Annotated in this window: 20 protein-coding genes and 1 tRNA gene; 13 read left to right on the top strand and 8 right to left on the bottom strand. The window is 62.1% G+C overall.

What is annotated here, in order from left to right; genetic code table 11:
• Positions 1-3: 3 nt before the first annotated feature.
• Genes RFA01S_RS18315 through RFA01S_RS18305 form a run of 3 tightly spaced genes read left to right on the top strand, consistent with a single transcriptional unit; the run spans position 4 to position 2,883 of the window.
• The gene (locus RFA01S_RS18315) at positions 4-993 is read left to right on the top strand and encodes a branched-chain amino acid ABC transporter permease (RefSeq protein WP_027497263.1); all 990 of its coding nucleotides are present in this window, start codon (positions 4-6) and stop codon (positions 991-993) included.
• A complete protein-coding gene (locus tag RFA01S_RS18310; RefSeq protein ID WP_027497264.1) occupies positions 986-2,080 on the top strand; it encodes an ABC transporter ATP-binding protein in 1,095 nt (364 codons plus the stop codon). The genes RFA01S_RS18315 and RFA01S_RS18310 overlap by 8 nt, the downstream gene beginning before the upstream one ends.
• A complete protein-coding gene (locus RFA01S_RS18305) occupies positions 2,080-2,883 on the top strand; it encodes an ABC transporter ATP-binding protein (RefSeq protein WP_027497265.1) in 804 nt (267 codons plus the stop codon). The genes RFA01S_RS18310 and RFA01S_RS18305 overlap by 1 nt, the downstream gene beginning before the upstream one ends.
• A 151-nt stretch (positions 2,884-3,034) precedes the next feature.
• On the opposite strand, the gene RFA01S_RS18300 is transcribed toward RFA01S_RS18305, so the two are convergent.
• Both RFA01S_RS18300 and RFA01S_RS18295 read right to left on the bottom strand, forming a co-directional pair.
• Positions 3,035-4,369 (bottom strand): ABC transporter substrate-binding protein, encoded by a 1,335-nt coding sequence (locus tag RFA01S_RS18300; protein WP_032374321.1) that lies wholly within the window; start codon positions 4,367-4,369, stop codon positions 3,035-3,037.
• Between the two features lie 174 nt (positions 4,370-4,543).
• Positions 4,544-5,176, bottom strand: a complete 633-nt coding sequence (locus RFA01S_RS18295; protein WP_027497267.1) for an ANTAR domain-containing response regulator — start codon at positions 5,174-5,176, stop codon at positions 4,544-4,546.
• A gap of 120 nt (positions 5,177-5,296) precedes the next feature.
• On the opposite strand from RFA01S_RS18295, the gene RFA01S_RS18290 reads away from it, so the two are divergent.
• The 5 genes from RFA01S_RS18290 (at position 5,297) to RFA01S_RS18270 (ending at position 8,614) form a co-directional block, all read left to right on the top strand.
• Positions 5,297-5,373: transfer RNA gene (locus RFA01S_RS18290), tRNA-Leu, on the top strand.
• A gap of 259 nt (positions 5,374-5,632) precedes the next feature.
• Complete coding sequence (locus RFA01S_RS18285; RefSeq protein ID WP_139278470.1) at positions 5,633-6,793, top strand: hypothetical protein; 1,161 nt, start codon at positions 5,633-5,635, stop codon at positions 6,791-6,793.
• Positions 6,786-7,286, top strand: a complete 501-nt coding sequence (locus tag RFA01S_RS18280; RefSeq protein WP_032406677.1) for a hypothetical protein — start codon at positions 6,786-6,788, stop codon at positions 7,284-7,286. Before RFA01S_RS18285 ends, RFA01S_RS18280 begins: the two co-directional genes overlap by 8 nt.
• Positions 7,287-7,346: 60 nt before the next feature.
• Positions 7,347-7,928, top strand: coding sequence for a hypothetical protein (locus RFA01S_RS18275; protein ID WP_032406678.1), 582 nt, complete (start codon positions 7,347-7,349; stop codon positions 7,926-7,928).
• 29 nt (positions 7,929-7,957) lie between these two features.
• On the top strand, positions 7,958-8,614 hold the full coding sequence (locus tag RFA01S_RS18270) for a hypothetical protein (protein ID WP_139278469.1): 657 nt from the start codon (positions 7,958-7,960) through the stop codon (positions 8,612-8,614).
• Positions 8,615-9,152: 538 nt separating this feature from the next.
• On the opposite strand, the gene RFA01S_RS27475 is transcribed toward RFA01S_RS18270, so the two are convergent.
• Positions 9,153-9,365 (bottom strand): hypothetical protein, encoded by a 213-nt coding sequence (locus RFA01S_RS27475; RefSeq protein ID WP_139278468.1) that lies wholly within the window; start codon positions 9,363-9,365, stop codon positions 9,153-9,155.
• A gap of 304 nt (positions 9,366-9,669) precedes the next feature.
• Positions 9,670-10,356, bottom strand: coding sequence for a hypothetical protein (locus tag RFA01S_RS18260; protein WP_052060546.1), 687 nt, complete (start codon positions 10,354-10,356; stop codon positions 9,670-9,672).
• A 187-nt stretch (positions 10,357-10,543) separates the two neighbouring features.
• Between RFA01S_RS18260 and RFA01S_RS18255 the strand changes: the two genes are divergently transcribed.
• From RFA01S_RS18255 to RFA01S_RS18250, 3 genes are all read left to right on the top strand, one after another.
• Positions 10,544-11,311 (top strand): hypothetical protein, encoded by a 768-nt coding sequence (locus tag RFA01S_RS18255; RefSeq protein WP_032406681.1) that lies wholly within the window; start codon positions 10,544-10,546, stop codon positions 11,309-11,311.
• A 247-nt stretch (positions 11,312-11,558) separates the two neighbouring features.
• The gene (locus RFA01S_RS27860; protein WP_165430221.1) at positions 11,559-11,735 is read left to right on the top strand and encodes a hypothetical protein; all 177 of its coding nucleotides are present in this window, start codon (positions 11,559-11,561) and stop codon (positions 11,733-11,735) included.
• A gap of 3 nt (positions 11,736-11,738) precedes the next feature.
• Entirely contained in the window at positions 11,739-12,470 is a 732-nt protein-coding gene (locus RFA01S_RS18250) for an AAA family ATPase (protein ID WP_032406682.1), read from the top strand.
• On the opposite strand, the gene RFA01S_RS18245 is transcribed toward RFA01S_RS18250, so the two are convergent.
• The gene (locus RFA01S_RS18245) at positions 12,455-13,444 is read right to left on the bottom strand and encodes an AraC family transcriptional regulator (RefSeq protein ID WP_032406683.1); all 990 of its coding nucleotides are present in this window, start codon (positions 13,442-13,444) and stop codon (positions 12,455-12,457) included. The two genes, RFA01S_RS18250 and RFA01S_RS18245, sit on opposite strands and share 16 nt — an antisense overlap.
• A 122-nt stretch (positions 13,445-13,566) precedes the next feature.
• Between RFA01S_RS18245 and RFA01S_RS18240 the strand changes: the two genes are divergently transcribed.
• Positions 13,567-14,058: an anthrone oxygenase family protein gene (locus RFA01S_RS18240; RefSeq protein WP_027497270.1), complete on the top strand. Its 492-nt coding sequence runs from the start codon at positions 13,567-13,569 to the stop codon at positions 14,056-14,058.
• On the opposite strand, the gene RFA01S_RS18235 is transcribed toward RFA01S_RS18240, so the two are convergent.
• Positions 14,034-14,237 carry a hypothetical protein gene (locus tag RFA01S_RS18235; RefSeq protein WP_027497271.1) on the bottom strand — a complete coding sequence of 68 codons (204 nt, stop codon included), beginning with the start codon at positions 14,235-14,237 and terminating at the stop codon, positions 14,034-14,036. The genes RFA01S_RS18240 and RFA01S_RS18235 overlap by 25 nt on opposite strands.
• A 56-nt stretch (positions 14,238-14,293) precedes the next feature.
• On the opposite strand from RFA01S_RS18235, the gene RFA01S_RS18230 reads away from it, so the two are divergent.
• Positions 14,294-14,815 (top strand): DNA-deoxyinosine glycosylase, encoded by a 522-nt coding sequence (locus tag RFA01S_RS18230; protein WP_032368067.1) that lies wholly within the window; start codon positions 14,294-14,296, stop codon positions 14,813-14,815.
• Here the strand turns inward: RFA01S_RS18230 and RFA01S_RS18225 are convergent.
• Entirely contained in the window at positions 14,781-15,710 is a 930-nt protein-coding gene (locus RFA01S_RS18225) for an acyl-CoA thioesterase (protein WP_032370334.1), read from the bottom strand. The two genes, RFA01S_RS18230 and RFA01S_RS18225, sit on opposite strands and share 35 nt — an antisense overlap.
• Positions 15,711-17,129 (bottom strand): pyruvate kinase, encoded by a 1,419-nt coding sequence (gene pyk / locus RFA01S_RS18220; protein ID WP_072692131.1) that lies wholly within the window; start codon positions 17,127-17,129, stop codon positions 15,711-15,713.
• Between the last annotated feature and the right edge of the window lie 16 nt (positions 17,130-17,145).

Here is a 17,145-nt window from a genome sequence, read left to right as displayed (position 1 = left end):
CACATGGATATCATCGGCGCACTTCAGATCTCTCTTGCTCAGCTGGTCGGCCCGTCGGCCATCTTCTACGCACTGCTCGCCATCGGCCTGAACCTGCACTTCGGCTACGCCGGCCTGCTCAACTTCGGCCAGATCGGCTTCGCCCTGCTCGGCGGCTACGGCGTCGGCATCACCACGATCACCTACGAGCAGCCACTGTGGCTCGGCATTCTGGTCGGTCTCGCTGCGGCCGGCCTGCTGGCTCTGGTGCTCGGCATTCCGACCCTGCGATTGCGAGCGGATTATCTCGCCATCGTGACGATCGCCGCATCGGAAATCCTGCGACTGGTATTCCGCTCCACGGCAACCGATTCGGTGACCAAGTCCACCAACGGCATCACCGGATTCGCAGCTCCGTTCACCAACCTCAGCCCGTTCGAGGGTGGAAAGACGTACAGCTTCATCGGCGTTCGGTTCCTGGGTAACGACCTGTGGGCCATGCTCGTCGGCTGGACGTTGGTACTGCTGCTGTGCGGGGTCGTATACCTGCTGACACACAGCCCGTGGGGTCGTGTTCTCAAGGCGGTTCGTGAAGACGAGGACGCTGCCCGGTCGCTGGGTAAGAACGTGTTCGTCTACAAGATGCAGGCACTCGTTCTCGGCGGCGTGATCGGCGGTATGGGCGGGGTGTTCAACGCACTGCAGACGCAGTCGATCAACCCAGACTTCTATTCGACCGCGCAGACGTTCTTCGCGTTCGGCGCTCTCATTCTCGGTGGTGCCGCAACGGTGTTCGGCCCCGTGATCGGCGCAATGCTGTTCTGGTTCCTGCTGTCCATTCCCGACGCGATTCTGCGGCAACTGATCTCGGGCGACGATCCGGTGCTCAACCTCACCGGTGCCCAGGTCGGTGCCACACGATTCGTACTCCTGGGAATTCTGATCGCCGTGCTGATGGTGTTCAGACCCCAGGGCATTCTCGGCAACAAGCGAGAGGTTCAACTCAATGCCTGACCCGAGCACCGGTGCCGCCGCAGATGCGACACCGAGCAAGAAAGCCAGCACACTCGAAGCACGTGCGGCCAAAGCACTGTCGAGCGATCAGCGTGCCAGTCTGTTCGCCGGCGTCGCCAACGAGCCCGGGGCAGCCAAGCCCGACGCGACATTGGTGGTCGACGGGGTCTCGCGTACCTTCGGCGGCCTCAAGGCCGTCGACGTGGCGCACCTCGAGATCCAGCGCGGATGCATCACCGGTCTGATCGGACCGAACGGTGCGGGTAAGACCACACTGTTCAACCTGCTCACCGGATTCGACCGACCCGACACCGGAACGTGGTCGATGGACGGTCAGGAACTCGGCCGGATGCACCCTCATCAGGTGGCACGCAAAGGCGTCGTCCGCACCTTCCAGTTGACGAAAGCACTGTCGAAACTGACTGTGCTGGACAACGTTCGACTGGGCGCGACGGGCCAACGCGGCGAGCGCATGATCAACACGTTCATGCCGTGGACGTGGAAGGCACAGGAGCGTCAGATCACCGAACGCGCCTACGAACTGCTGGGGCGATTCAAACTCGACGCCAAAGCCGACGATCTGGCCGGCTCGTTGTCCGGTGGTCAGCGCAAACTCTTGGAGATGGCGCGAGCGTTGATGACCGATCCGTCGGTTGTCATGCTCGACGAGCCGATGGCCGGAGTCAATCCCGCTCTGACGCAATCGCTTCTGGGCCACATCAAATCGCTGCGCGACGACGGCATGACGGTGGTGTTCGTCGAACACGACATGGATGTCATCCGCGACATCAGCGACTGGGTGGTGGTGATGGCTCAGGGCAGCATCATCGCCGAGTCCACCCCGGAAGAGCTCTCCAACAACGGTGCCGTCGTCGATGCCTATCTCGGTAGCCATCACGATCAAGCACTCGAATTCGATGCCGACGGCAATCCCGTCGGAGCTACCGCCGAACTGGCCGAGGCATTGAAGCAAGCCGAGGTGGAGGAACTGCAAGCAGGAGGCGATCTTTCGGAACCGGAGTTCGTCAGCCCCGCAGCCACCGACACTGCTGCGGGCGGCTCGCACCGAGCCAAGGAGGACAACTGATGAGCGAACAAACTCTGACGCCGGCCGAGTTCGCGGCCACGCCGGGCGAGCATGCGCGTCTGGCCGAAGGAGCGTTGCTGCGCGCCGACGGTCTGGTTGCCGGGTACATCCCCGGTGTGAACATCCTCAGTGAGTGCAACTTCTTTCTGAACGACGGTGAGATCGTCGGCATCATCGGACCCAACGGTGCCGGCAAGTCGACTCTGCTCAAGACCTTGTTCGGCCTCGTGGCGGTCCGCGAGGGCAGTGTGAAGCTGCGCGGTGACAACATCACCTCCGCCGAGGCGCACGTCCTGGTGACCAAGGGCGTCGGATACGTGCCCCAGACGCAGAACGTGTTCCCATCGCTCACGATCGAGGAAAACCTCGAGATGGGAATCTATCTGCGGCCCAAGAAGTTCGGTGAGCGGTTCGACTTCGTCAGCGAGTTGTTCCCACTGCTCGGCGAACGCAAGAAGGTCAAGGCAGGTGCACTGTCCGGCGGTGAGCGCCAGATGGTGGCGATGGGGCGGGCCCTGATGATGGAACCGTCGGTGCTGCTGCTCGACGAACCGTCGGCAGGCTTGTCGCCGATGTTCCAGGACGAGGTCTTCATCCGCTGCAAGAAGATCAACGCGGCGGGCGTCTCGATCATCATGGTCGAGCAGAATGCCCGCCGCTGCCTGCAGATCTGCGACCGCGGCTATGTTCTAGATCAAGGTCGCAACGCCTACACCGATACCGGGCCGGCGTTGATGAACGATCCCAAGGTGATCGAGCTCTACCTCGGCACTCTCGCGGGAAGCAAAGAAAAGAAGGCCTGACCCTCTCGACAAGAAGCCCCGACTCGACATAGTTCGAGTCGGGGCTTTCTCGTACCTGCGCCATAGGTACCCAACGTGGTGTATTCGAACGACTCCGGGCCCGAGTCCTGATGTCAGGACTCGGGCCCGGAGGCTGTGCAGCAGCTACAGATCACTCACCGACGACGATGTATCCGTCCGTCGTCAGCTTGTTGTCCGGTCCGAAGACCAGGTTGCCGTAGGAACCGGTGGCGGGCTCGCCTGCGTCACTGAAGTTCAGCGCGCCGGTGACTCCGTCGTAGTCGATATCGGTGCCGGCCTTGACGAGTGGGAGGCACTCGGCGAAGGTCGTGCACTTCGTGCCGTCCTTGGTGATGCTGTTGATGTTGGCAGCGATGTCGGTGCCTGCCGTCGACTTCGCCTGCTCGGCTGCGAGCGCCGAGATGACGACCGCGTCGTAGGACTCACCGGCGTAGTTGAAGTCGACCAATGCCGGATCCACGCCCTTGAGTCGGTCCTGGAACGCGGTGCCGACGTCGGTCAGCGGGGTGGTGCCGCGCATCTTGTCGAGCAGGCCGGCAGCGACCGACTCACCGAGTGCGTTGCCCATGTTGCCGTCGACGCCGTAGACCAACGTGCCGTCGGACGGTCCGATGCCGATCTCGTGCATACGGGTGATGATCTTCGCGGACTCCTCGAAGCCGATGATGGCGACGGCATCCGGGTTGAAGTTCTTCACGCCGTCGACCTCGGCGTTGAACGACTGTGCGTTCGGGTCGTAGATCGTGGTCTGGATCTGGTCTGCCGCGATGCCGGCCTCTTCGAGGTTGTCGGCGGTGTTCTTGGCCAGGCCCGTTCCGTAGGGGTCGTTGAGAGCCAGGATGGCCACGCGCTGCGCGCCGTCCTCGGCGATCAGCTGCGAGAGTGCCTGTGCCTGCAGCACATCGGTGGGCGCGGTACGGAAGTACTGGCCCTTGTCCGGGTAGCAGACGAACTGGTCGGAGGTGTTGGCAGGCGAGAACTGCACGACACCCGCGCTGGCGATCTTGTCGATGACCTTGAGCGACACCGAGGACGACGCCGCACCGACGATGACGTTCGAGCCGCCGGCGAGCAGACGGTCGACCGTGGTGTTGGCGGTGTCGGTGGTGGTGTCGCCCGAGTCACCGGGGATGAGCGTGACGGGCTGGTCGAGGACGCCGCCCGCACCGTTGACATCGTTGACGGCCAGCTGGACACCGGCGACCTCGGGTGGTCCGAGGAAGGCCAGGGTGCCGGTCTCGGGAAGGAGGGTTCCTACCACCAGCGGCGACGTGTCGGGAGTGGATCCGGCGGTGGCCTGCTCAGGAGTGCAGTCGGTGGAGACGGTCGTTTCCGCGGCCGACGTGCCGCCGCTGGCACTGGTGGAGTCGGTCGAGCCCGAGTCGTCGCTCGACGAACAGCCGAACAGTGCGAGCGAGGTGACGCTCAGCACTGCAGCCGTGCGGACATAGGTCCGAATTGCCATCTAGGTTCTCCTTGAAATTGCTCGTCGTTGAAGCTCACCTGAGTTACATGTGGCTCACGTGTGAACCAGACGCTAATGCTCGAAACCGGTTCGCAAGGCCTAGAACGACGCTCGTGACCTGACTGTGACCTAAGAGGTCGAAGTTTTACGTGGCCGTAGCTTTCCGCGGGCCGATCAGCTCTCTGCCACAGGGTTGTTCGCCGGAGTACCGAGTGTTTCGATCACGACCTCGGCTACCGCCTTCATCGTCGTGCGTCGGTCCATCGCGGCACGCTGAATCCACTTGAACGCCTGCGGTTCCGTCAGCGATTGCGACTCCATCAGGACGCCCTTGGCCTTCTCGATCAACTTGCGGGTCTCGAGTCGATCCTGAAGATCGGCGATCTCCGATTCGAGCGCAGAGATCTCGCCGAACCGGCTCGCGGCCAACTCGACTGCAGGCATCAGATCGGCCTTGGTGAACGGTTTGACCAGATAGGCCATCGCACCCGCATCGCGCGCCTTCTCCACGAGCTCTCGCTGACTGAACGCTGTGAGAATCACCACCGGCGCGATCCGCTTCTCCGCGATCTCGGAGGCCGCGTCGATGCCGTCACGTCGCGGCATCTTCACGTCCATGATCACCAGATCCGGTCGAAGTTCGACAGCCAGTTCCACGGCCTGCTGACCGTCCGCGGCCTCACCGACCACGTCGTACCCCTCTTCGCGGAGCATCTCCACCAGGTCGAGACGAATCAGGGATTCGTCTTCCGCGACCACCACCCGCAGCGCAGGCTTGCCAGTACCGTGCGTATCAGGAGCATTCATCTGTACCGGTCTCCTTCGACAGTCGTCGCCCCTCAGGGGCATCGAGCAACTGAAGGGTACCGGTGCACGGGGCCGAAAGCGCATCTTCTACACTCGTCAATCGTTGCTTGAAAGACGCCAGCCCTCGTATCCCAATTGGCAGAGGAAACGGATTCAAAACCCGTCCAGTGTGAGTTCGAGTCTCACCGAGGGCACCACGCGGTATCGCTAAGTCGTTGCTGGTCAACGACTTAGAACACGCAGGACGTCGGCTGCCTACGTCGCTCGTGACCACATTCTGACCACATCGCCCTCAGAAACGCGTGAATCGTGTGCGTCGGCGGGCGCAAACGTCAAGGCGGTCCCCAACACCGTCGCCCGGATCTATAAGCGCGCGTCAGCCGAACGAATGAGTAGCGCGGCTGCCGTCAAGGGTGCCGTGTAGTAAGTCTTGAACGTTCAGATAGCCTCGTTGCTGTGTCCGAAGATGTTCATGCGCCGCGTGTAGTCGCAGCCATGCGCCTGAGTGGAGACCGATTCGACGCCGCGGGTATGCCCGCCGACTCACTGGTCGAGGTCGCAGCCCTTGAGGACATCCTTCGATCGCTCGTGAAACTCTACTGGCATGACCGGAATAAGAATCGAGTTCGGGCACCAAAGGGCTACAACAACCGCGTCGCGCTCCGCCTGCGCAAGATTGGCGAAGGCTGCGCCGTGCCCTTACTGGAGTACGACCCAGGTCCCGAGATCGACGATCTTTTCAGCGAATCCGAATTGACGGACGACTTCGATCGCGCCCGTGACGTTGTAGAAGCGTTCATCACCTATGCACAGACCAACACCGGCGAGATTCCGAACGACATACGACGACTACCGGTATCGAAGATCAAGAAATTCGGTCAAAGCCTTCAACAGGGTGAGGCTATTCAGATCGCTTCCGACGATCACGCATTGTGGGACAACGTAATTCAGTTCACGCCACGGACACGTAGCAGTGCGCTGGTGGAACTGACGGGAGAGTACACACAGACCGTCGCAGTGGACGGACAAGTCGTCGAGTTCAATGTCGCCGCAGGCAAGATCGTTGTCAAAGATCGCACCCACAAGCATGGCGTTTCGGTGCCCTACCTGGAGTCTGGCCTGAGAGCCAGCATCGACTCCGAGAAGCAATTGTTCGAATGCCACGCCGAGGGCATAGGCGAATTTACTGCCGATGGCAGGCTGACAAAGCTCACAACCGTTCATTCACTTGAGATTGTCGACGTCACAGAGGATGCGCGCGTTGCCCGGCAGTCGCTCGAAGCTCTGGCAAATCTCGAAGTGGGTTGGGTTGACGGCGAAGTCGGTGAGGCAATTGCAGACTCTGTAATCGAACGAGGGCATGCGGTTATCGCCGCAATGCTTGCGATCGGAAACTTCACTCGCACAATATTTCCAACGGAGGAAGGGGGCATCCGCTTCTACTGGCCGGAGGCCCAAAACCAGCTTTCCATCGAGGTAGAGCCGAGCGGCTCAATTTACGTCCACTCAGCAGATATCGAGGCTGGCACCTTTGACGAGAGCACTATCTCGGCCGATGTCGCAGACCTATCCGAGTCACTTGATTCATGGCTTTCCGAGGACGCAGCTAATGAGTGAAACCGAGACTGAGTTCGTACGCGAGCGGATCGTCGAGCACTCAAACGAACTGTTCAGGCCGATCATCCAACATTGGGTACGCGATGACGTGGTTGGTCCAGACGCTTTCAAACTCAGTACAGCCGACAAGAACGACGCGAACAGGCTCTCAGTGTCACGCGGAGAGGTTGTGACCGCTGAGCAGGCGTATAACGCCCGCGCCGAGTCGATCAAGCAACGGTGCGACGACAACGGGAAGCCGTTCATCGCACCGGTGGGTGTCTTGAGCGTCACTGTCGGAGAAGTCGAATCGGTAGAAGTCAAGTCGGCAGGCGGTGCGACCGCTCGCAACCCTTTGACAGTCTGGGACGACTCGATGAACGACTCCCGCGCGAATGACCACGGCCACATCGACTACAACGATCTACCTCCCTCCGACAAAGGTGCACACGAACTCGCCGCCAAAGCGCTTCTCGCCAAAGCCAAACAGAACGGATGGAAGTACAGGCCGTAGAAGCTCGACTGCCGACTGCGGCGCGCAATAGCGTTGCGACGGTTGTGGAATGATCGACGCATGGACGACCGCACGGCGAGCAGCCACTACGATATCGAGACAGCGCCGATCGGTACGCTCGCGCTGGAATTGATACGTGAGTTCACTCGGGCCCAAGACGCCATCGACTGGGCGGTCAAGAGCTATTTCGAGACGAAGACACCCGATGTGATGTTTTGGTTGCAGCAGCGGGGCGTGACCAACAGAATCACGGACGCCGCTAGACCCCCATTGATTGCTGCGGTCGCCGCGGCTTGGGGAGTCGACGCCCAGCTGTCTAACTACGCTTCGACATTCGCCAAGTGCAAGGACATGCGTGACCGCTTAGCGCACGCGGCAAGCATTGATCCGGTCGATGACGACCGCCTGTCCGTCAACCGCCGAACGCACATTTCAGAATCACAGCCTGCGACCGAGCCAAAAATCGTAAGTCGGACTGGGTTGAAGAAGAGAATTCACGAGTGCAGATGGTTGGCCGCTCACGCCCATTACATCCAGGCTTCCCGCGCGCAAAGAACCGTCTTGGGAACGGTGCCAATCGAATGGATTCGGCCCACAGATACCGCCGAAAAGTGGGACGGTGTTGAGTTCCGCCAGACATGATGCCGGGCAGATTGCGGCCTGAGCATCCGATGAAGCCGTTTCGCCGACGTAGATTCGAACTGAGCACCGAGCGACCGAAGCTCGAACAGCACGCGCAACGCCTGCGGCGTCGGCGATGGCTGCCGAACGTCCTCGGTGCGGAGTTCAGCCTGAGTGAAGAAATCTCGGCAATCGTTGCGCCGCTGACAGCTCGGATCGCACACGACCCGGTTCCGAGGGCGTACGCCAAGATGGTCGACGAACTGGCCGATGCGGTGCTTGGATGCGTTCGCGAACTGGACCATCTGACCGGTAACGGCGACGACCAGCGCCGCACCGCGCACCTCAGCGAGCAAGACCGACGCCGAGCGTTGGATCTGCTGCGCAGCCACCGAGCCGGACAGCGGCCCGAGATCACCGAGGCAGACCTGGCGTCTGGTGCCTGGGCCGAGGCACTCGTCGAGCTGGCAGCGCCCGTATCTGGGCCGCTGTCCGAACTGCTGGGCCGCGCGTTGCCACCCGAGAAAGTGGACGTGTCGGTGTCCGAGTCGGTCGAGGCCGCGCTCCGAGAAGTCGACCGCCGCGCTCTGAGCCTCGAACGCCGACTAGACCGCCGATCTGGCGACCGCGAGCTGTTCCACTCCACCCGGCCTGTCCCGGCCCCCTCTGTCGAGGACCAACTGGCAGAACTTGGAGTCACGTCGTGAAAAACGCATCCGGCAGCCTCGGAACCTACGACCGTGCTCGGCAGAGCCCGACGCAGCTCGGTCTCGATCCGACGCCAGCTCCGACGACCAAACTCGGTGCGGATTAGTCCGAGCGGCGCAAAGTGGACGAATGAGCTGGTCCCCGAACCTGATCGAGGCCGAGGGCGCGTGATGGCTGCCGACTGCACGAGCTGCGGTGCCGCCACCTCGAATCCTGACGCCGTTCCGGGTCAGTGGCGCTGCGCCGGGTGCCGTGTTGAGGTCGCGTGCACCTGCTGCACGGCAACGACCAGCGACCCGAACGTCGTGCACCCATGGCGCTGCCCGTCCTGTCAGCACTACTCGGGAAAGACGGCGAAGCATCGACGCGCTTCGATGCGTAAGAAGCGCCGAAAGCTTGACTGCGAGAGCAGCGGAACGCCGGGTCTCGCTGCTCGCTGAGGATGTCCGGCTCGGTGCTGGCTGTGGGCCGACCGAGCCGGACACCCTCGTTCACCCCAACTCTCCAGAACGGACAGCACACGTGAAGCTCAGTGATCTATCGCCCGCCGAACACCGCCGAATCGAGGTCTCGATACACGAAGCCGGACACGCGGTGCAGGCGGTGCTCGCTGGAGGTCGGATCGTCGAAGTCAAGATCAACGACGGCGACCTCGACACGCCAGGCCATTGCCTGCACGTCGATGTACCCGGCGCCCGACTCCGTGAGGTGAGCTACGCCGGACCATGGGCCGAGTCGCGGTGGCGACACGGGGAAAGACCACGGCTACAGCACGTTCTGGCGCTGCTCGCATCGAACGCCTCGGACTGCGACGACGTAGTTTGGAGTGATTGAGGATTGCCGCGTGAGATCGAGCATGAACTCGAAACCTACTGGTCCTCGGTGACCTCGGTTGCAAAACAGTTGTTCGTGGACGGCAGGGTGGGCCACGACGCCGTGCTTGACTAGCTCGGCATGGACGGCGACGTACGCCATGATCGGATGGTCCGCGACGCGATTCGATGCGGTGATGCACCGGGATCGATCGCCGTGCACCTGCCCTACAACTGATCCCCTAAGGCCTGCCCCAACTTTCCAAATCTGCTCGGTAGTCAAATGACAGACCCAATTGGCTCCACCAATCGTCCGCGAGAGCGACGGCAGTGTTGCACGCCCACGATGCGCAACCAGCGCCAAGACACTTGTTGGGGAACCACGGGTCACCCGGTAGCTGGCAGTCCGCAAACCTGCCCTTCAGATGCTTCTCAAACTTGTGCTCGTTCGCGTGATCGTGCCACTCAGGTTTGAAATGCACCAGTTTGTTGCGCAGCTTGATCAGCAGATCACCGCTCTGAAACGGGTCCCGACCAGAGGAGAATCTCGGCTTTCCGGTGCACGTCAGAGCAAGCTGGTACTTGTCGAGGACGGATAGCTTTTCGTCTAGCTTCGCCTCTGTCCATAGAACTCGCATGGTGTCCCGCGCGGCCTCGGAAATGCCGTCGATACGAGAGTTCGGAGTGTCTGGGGCAGTGTCTGCCACGTCCTGGAAAACCTGATTCACTAGGCATTCAAGGAACGCCACAGACGACAACACGGCTGTCAGCGCATGTGCTCGGTGCTCTGCTGGATAACCACTTTCCGAGTCCAGGAACGACAACTCGACCTCACCGCACAGTCGTGCGGCATGCTGCGCGGTCCACAGATGCTGAGTCGCGAGATAGTGGCGCGATGCCACGCCTGCTGTGAAGCCCATCTTTGGCATACCAACTCCCCAGTTCGAGGGCGTACCTTGCACTTCAACTGGACGCTACGCCACACACGGTCGGCGAGGTGTCTCCTCGCGTATCAGCATGTTTCGAGCTGCGGCTCGATATGACGCTCTCAGCGAACGGTCTCGTTCGCCGTGCACCTGCCCTACATCTGACCAGTCGGCGTGCTTGACTCGTCTGATGAGTGCCCCCGACAACGGTGACAGTGACGAGCGCCTGCTGAAGACTGCTGACGAGGTGAGGCGGACGATCGAAGCCAACCAACGAGCAGAGCAACTACTTTTCGTCCCGTCACCCGTGTTCGAAAGACTGCTCTGGCAGGTTTCGGGCGCGTGGGAGACGGCCATTGAAGAGATCCGATTCCTGCGGTACGCGACTGCCGAGACACCGCCGACGACCGCACCGTTCGTACACCCGGATGGTGAAAATGTTGCACGAGATATGCGCCGGATGGCAAAGAATCTCAACCTGGTCTTACCCAACGACACGATGTGGACCGACGAGGTCAAGCGCGCGAAGGCCATGCGAGACGATCTCGGACATATGCTCCATTTCAAGTCGATGGAGGGCGTAACTCCCAACCAGACAGCGACGATCCTGCGAGTGGCCTACAAAGAACCCGACGAGATGTCAACAGACGGTGGGTGGGCGAGACACGAACGACGAACCGTCACCATTACCGAGCAAGACGCACGAGCGGTGCTGGCCGGTCTGCAGTACGTGAATCGTGGTCTGTTCGCGCTGCGTAAGTTCGGCGTCGAGTTTTCGACGTGGCCGGACGATCGTTCAGTCAAGGACGTCCTCGCCATCCTGCCGTGGTGGGTCGATGCGTGGGGTTCACAACTGCGCGACGAGGGATGGACTGCACCCGCTATGCGGCAGTTGCGTATTCGCCCGAAAGCTGAGTTCGACGCGTCGCTTCCACCCGAGATGCGACCCGAGTTCTGATGCACCAGAACGACCGTTCGATTCACCCCTCGGTGACCACATTCTGACCACATCGTGAAGTAATTAGTGCTCACACCGACTCACTCGGGGTTGCCTCGAAAGTGCACGTCAGCACGTGTGTTGTCGACTAAGGCCAATGTCAGCGAAACGCCGGATTAGAGTTCGAGTCTCACCGAGGGCACAACAGCAATGCGCGCGAGTCGCGATGTCGGTAAAGGTCACCCATGATCGCGCCTACAGTGGAGTGATGTACATACCCAGCAGTCTTCGTTGCCATGACACAAGCGCGGGCAAATTGTGCGCGCAGAAGGTCGACCACCGTTTCGGAGATTCCGCGGACCAATCCGCTCAGTGGGTCTACTACACCTGCAGCGCGGACTCCGCTCACGAGACCGGTTACGTCGACCGCCTGGTCACCGCCTGAATCATGTTCGTAGAACGCGCCTTTGTCCACGCCGACGATGCGGGATCGGAGTGGCCCTTCACCGTTCCCGCAGTTGCCGACCTCGCGCGTGAGGGTCTCGAATTCCTCGCGCCGGTCACAATTCTGGTGGGCGACAACGGGTCCGGTAAGTCGACTCTCGTCGAGGCGATCGCAGAGCGATTCGGCATCGACGCCCGCGGGGGTCGGGCAGCGCAGAAGTCTCGTCGAGTCGACGAGGTGACGAGCGTCCTCGGCGAGATTCTCGAGCTCGAGACCACACCACGAGGTGCGCGCATGCTGCGGGGTCCGCGGGAGCAGAAGCGGGGATTCTTCCTGCGCGCCGAGACTGCATTCGAGATGGCCGAGAACCTCGGCGGCATGCCGGGCTTCTGGGACGAGAACACCGCCGAAATGAGCCACGGTGAGGGCTTTCTCACCATGTTCGGTGCGATGTTGGCCGAACCGGGCTTCTATGTGCTGGACGAACCGGAGTCGGCCCTGTCGTTCACCGCGTGCCTGAACCTGGTCGCGCTGATGTCCCACTTGGGCGAGGAGGGGGCGCAGCTCGTCTGTGCCACGCATTCACCGATCCTGGCTTCGACACCCGGTGCGGACATCGTCGAAGTGGGTGAACACGGTCTGCGCCGAAGCACCTGGGACGAACTCGAATTGGTCCAGCACTGGCGGCGATATCTCGACGATCCGAACGTGTATCTCCGTCATCTACTCGACTGAACCGGCACCAACGCCACGTCCCGACGACGACGCACACTCCCCGGAGAGACTCCCATCGCCCGTTTGAACGCTTTGCCGAATGCTGCCTCCGACAAATAGCCACTGCGCCTGGCCAATTCGGCCAGCACCACGTCCTCGGACCGCAATGTGTCGTACGCGACCTGCATCCGCCACGTCGCCAGGTAACTCATCACCGAATCGCCGACCAATGCGGTGAATCGAGCCGAGAACGCCGAACGTGACATGTGTGCACTCGACGCCAGTGCCGCAACGGTCCACCGCTCGTCGGGATTTCGATGAATGCGAGCCAGCGCGCCTCCGATCCGCTCGTCCTGCAACGCTCCCAGCCAACCGGACTGCGCGCTCGGAGTGTCCACAATCCATGACCGCAACGCCTGAATCACCAGAACGTCGGAAAGCCTGGTGATCACTGCCTCTCCCCCGGGCTCGAGCGATCGTGCCTCGTCGGCCACCATGGCGAGGATGTTCTGCATACGTGCGCGCCGTGGTTCGCTGTCTGCGTCGATCACGATCACCGCCGGTAGCAGCCGAAGAAGCTGCTGCGCCGCAGGATGATCCATCCGGACGGCCCCGCAGACCAACACGGTGTCGGGTCCGCTCGCATCGCACTGGTCGATCACCGCGTACCGGTCGCTGACGTAATCGTGTGGCACCTCGTACACGCTGGTCGCGTCGCCGACAGACTCGATGTCGGCCGCCAATACGTGCCCACGCCCGTGGGGAACCAACGCGAAGTCGCCGGGAACGAGCTCACGCGTCGACTCCCCGGGGACCGACAGCACACACGACCCGTCGACCACGGTGTGGAACCACACAGCGTCGTCCATCGCGGGCAGGGCCAGCCCCCACGAGCCACTCATCTCGGAACGCACGTAGAAGGACCCGGTCATTCGGAGGAAATGCAAAGCCTCACCGAGCGGATCGGGTGACTTCCAGGGGTCGGCTCCACGCACCGGACAATTGTCCCCCACGGCCGGGACGATCGGACATGAATTCGAGCCCTGCGCGCATTGTCCATCCACCCGTGACGCGGAAAGGTCGGAAGCGCACGACGAATCCCCGGGAAGGAAAACCGATGATCGACAAGATCTCCTCGATCGCCACCCTGGTCGCAGCAGTCGGATGCGGCCTCGTCGCGGGCGTCATGCTCGCGTTCTCGGTCAGTGTTCTTCCTGGCCTGGCGTCGTTACCGGTGCCCGACGCGATCGCCGCGATGCAGAGATCGAACGCCGCGATCCTCAACCCACTGTTTCTGACGCTGTTCGTCGGTACGGCGTTGACCTGTTCTCTCGCAACCGTTCTCGCGATCACCACGGAGGGTGGGCGATCGACCTGGGTCGGCGCGGGAGCAGGGCTCTACGTGGTGGGCTGCTTCGTGGTCACGGTGGCGTTCAACGTCCCACTCAACGATGCATTGGCAGCGGTGGATCCGGCGAGTCCGTCGGGAGCCGACATGTGGCAGTCGTTCACGTCGAACTGGACACGGTGGAACACCGTCCGGATCATCTCGTCGACGGCGGCGTGCGCCGTGCTGATCCTCGGTCAGGGCAGATCCGCGCTGGGCTGATCGGACTCACCGTCCTGGTGACGCCTGCGAATCTCGTCCTCGAAGCGGGCGATGAGATGATCGGTATCGGCAGTGGACACATCTCGCGCGCCTTCGTCCATCGCGGCGTCGCGTCCTCTGCGCAAGGCGGCGAGTTCGGCTTCGAGTTCGTTGTTGTCGAGTACGCGTGGATCCAACATCTCTCCATTGTGGTCCCACCCGAGTACCTGCGCGCGCTGTTTGCTGTAATCGCGACATGAACGTCGTGCACAGCTTCGAACCGATAGTCGACGAGCACGCTCACACGCTGATACTCGGTTCGATGCCCGGTGTCGCATCGCTTGCTGCTCAGCAGTATTACGCTCATCCCCGAAATGCGTTCTGGCCGATCATGGGCGCGCTGTTCGGTGCCGGTCCCGAACTTCCGTACGAGGCGCGAACAGAGCGACTGGCGCGCAGCGGGATTGCTGTGTGGGACGTACTGAAGCTGTGTACCAGGACCGGAAGCCTGGACTCGGCCATAGTCGAATCATCCATCGTGGCAAACGATGTCGCGAACCTCATCGCAGGTCACCCCGGCATCGACACCGTGCTGTTCAACGGAGCAAAAGCTGCCGACAGCTATCGCAGATACGTCGCGAACGCGGTGCAGCAGGACGTCGAGTGCATCCGTCTGCCGTCCACCAGTCCAGCGCACGCCTCACTCACCCTCGAAGCCAAGACTCGACTGTGGTCGGCAGCACTCAGGCGCGAACGCGTTTCGGGAAGTGGCGAATGAGGCCCTCCTGCACGACGGTTGCGAGCAACTGACCGTCCATCGAGAAGAATCGGCCGGTGGCGAGTCCCCGCGATCCGGCCGCGACCGGCGATTCGGTCGCATACAGAGCCCACTCGTCGAATCGGAACGGTCGGTGAAACCAGATGGAGTGGTTGACCGTCGCCGCCACGATGCGGTCGAGTCCCCAGGACAGTCCATGGGTGGTGATGATCGAATCGAGCACCGTGGTGTCCGACGCGTAGCCCATGGTCGCGGCGTGAAAAATCGACTCGTCCGGCAGATCGCCGTCCGCTTTCATCCACACTCGATTGTGGTTGAGCTTCTCACCGGTGCCGTGCATGATCCACGCCGGATCGTTCGCGTACCGCATGTCGATCGGTTTGAGTGCATCGACGAACATCTGCAGTCGGTCCTCGAACCCCACGAAGTGGTCGCCGAGAGGCGGCAGAGCATCGGGATACGGAACCTCGGGCACCTCGACGCTGTGCTCGAGGCCCTTACCGAAATCCTGGAAAGCAGCGAGCATGACGAACAGCTCGTTACCGTCCTGCAGCGCAGTGACCTGCCGGTTGGCGAACGCCCGGCCGTCGCGCTGACGACTCACCCGGTACTCGATGGGCTTCTTGACGTCACCACCGCGGATGAAGTGCGCATTGATCGCATGAACGTCCCGGGACGTTCCGGATACGGTCCGGCCGGCGGCGATGAGCGCCTGAGCGACGAGCTGCCCACCGAACGTCCGGCTCCCCACCTGCTCCGGATGCTGTCCGATGAACACATCCTCCTCGGTCTCCTCGAGGGCGAGGAGACCGAGAAGGGTTTCGAGATCGGTTCCGCGTACTGCTGTACTGCTCGGCGCGCTCTCGCTGACGCCGGTTCCCCCCGCTTCGACCACTTACCGGTCCTCTTCTCCGATTCGGTGCACATGGATCAAGTTGGTCGAGCCTACTGTGCCGGGAGGGGCACCGGCGACGATCACGACCTGATCGCCTCGGTTGTAACGACCGAGTTCGAGCAACGCCTTGTCGACCTCTTTGACCATCGCGTCCGTCGAGCCCACGTCGGGAACCAGGAACGTCTCGGTGCCCCAGCTCAGGGACAGCTGACTGCGGACCTCGGAGATCGAGGTGAATGCGAGCAACGGCAGTTTGGTGTGGAGGCGAGCCAACCGTCGCACGGTGTCGCCCGACTGGGTGAAGGCCACGAGGGCCTTCGCGTCCAGACGCTCGCCGATATCGCGGGCGGCGTAGGAAATGACACCGCGCTTGGTGCGAGGAACGTGAGTCAGAGGAGGAACGCTGTCGCCTTCGGTTTCCACGGTCTCGACGATCCGAGCCATCGTCCGCACCGTCTCCATGACGTACTTGCCGACCGAGGTCTCGCCGGACAGCATGACCGCGTCGGTACCGTCGAGCACTGCGTTGGCGACGTCGGACGCCTCGGCGCGGGTGGGACGGGAGTTCTCGATCATCGATTCGAGCATCTGGGTCGCAACGATGACGGGCTTGGCGTTGGCGCGGGCGATCTGGATGGCGCGCTTCTGCACCAGGGGCACCTGCTCGAGTGGCAACTCTACGCCGAGGTCACCGCGGGCGACCATGATCGCATCGAACGCGAGCACGATGGCTTCGAGGTTGTCGACGGCCTCGGGCTTCTCGAGCTTGGCAATGACCGGAACTCGGCGGCCGACGCGGTCCATGACTGCGTGGACGAGTTCGACATCGGCGGGAGAGCGCACGAACGAGAGCGCGATGAAATCGCATCCGAGCGCGAGGGCGAACTTGAGGTCCGCAATGTCCTTCTCGCTCATGGCAGGAACGGAGACGTCCATGCCCGGGAGGGAGACGCCCTTGTTGTTACTGACCGGACCACCCTCGGTGACCCGACACAGCACGTCGTTGCCTTCGACGCCGGTGACGACGAGGCCGACCTTGCCGTCGTCGACGAGCAGGCGGTCGCCTTCCTTGGCGTCCTGAGCCAGCTCCTTGTACGTGGTCGACACACGATCGTGGGTGCCCTCGCACTCCTCGACGGTGATGCGGATGAGTTCACCGGCGGCCCAGGTGGTGGAGCCCTCGGCGAATCGGCCGAGTCGGATCTTCGGTCCCTGCAGGTCGGCCAGGATGCCCACGGCTTTGCCGGTGGCGTCCGATGCGGCGCGAACTCTCTCGTAGTTGGCCTGGTGATCGGGGTGATCGCCATGGCTGAAGTTCAGTCGTGCGACATCCATTCCACTCTCGACGAGTTCGCGGATGCGCTCTGTGGTTGCGGTTGCGGGTCCAAGGGTGCAGACAATCTTCGTACGTCGGCTCACGGTTGCGAGCGTAGCC

This window comes from Rhodococcoides fascians NBRC 12155 = LMG 3623, assembly GCF_001894785.1.
GTDB lineage: Bacteria > Actinomycetota > Actinomycetes > Mycobacteriales > Mycobacteriaceae > Rhodococcoides > Rhodococcoides fascians.
Note: the sequence above shows the minus strand (reverse complement) of the source record. Positions and strands in the feature narration are given on the sequence as shown.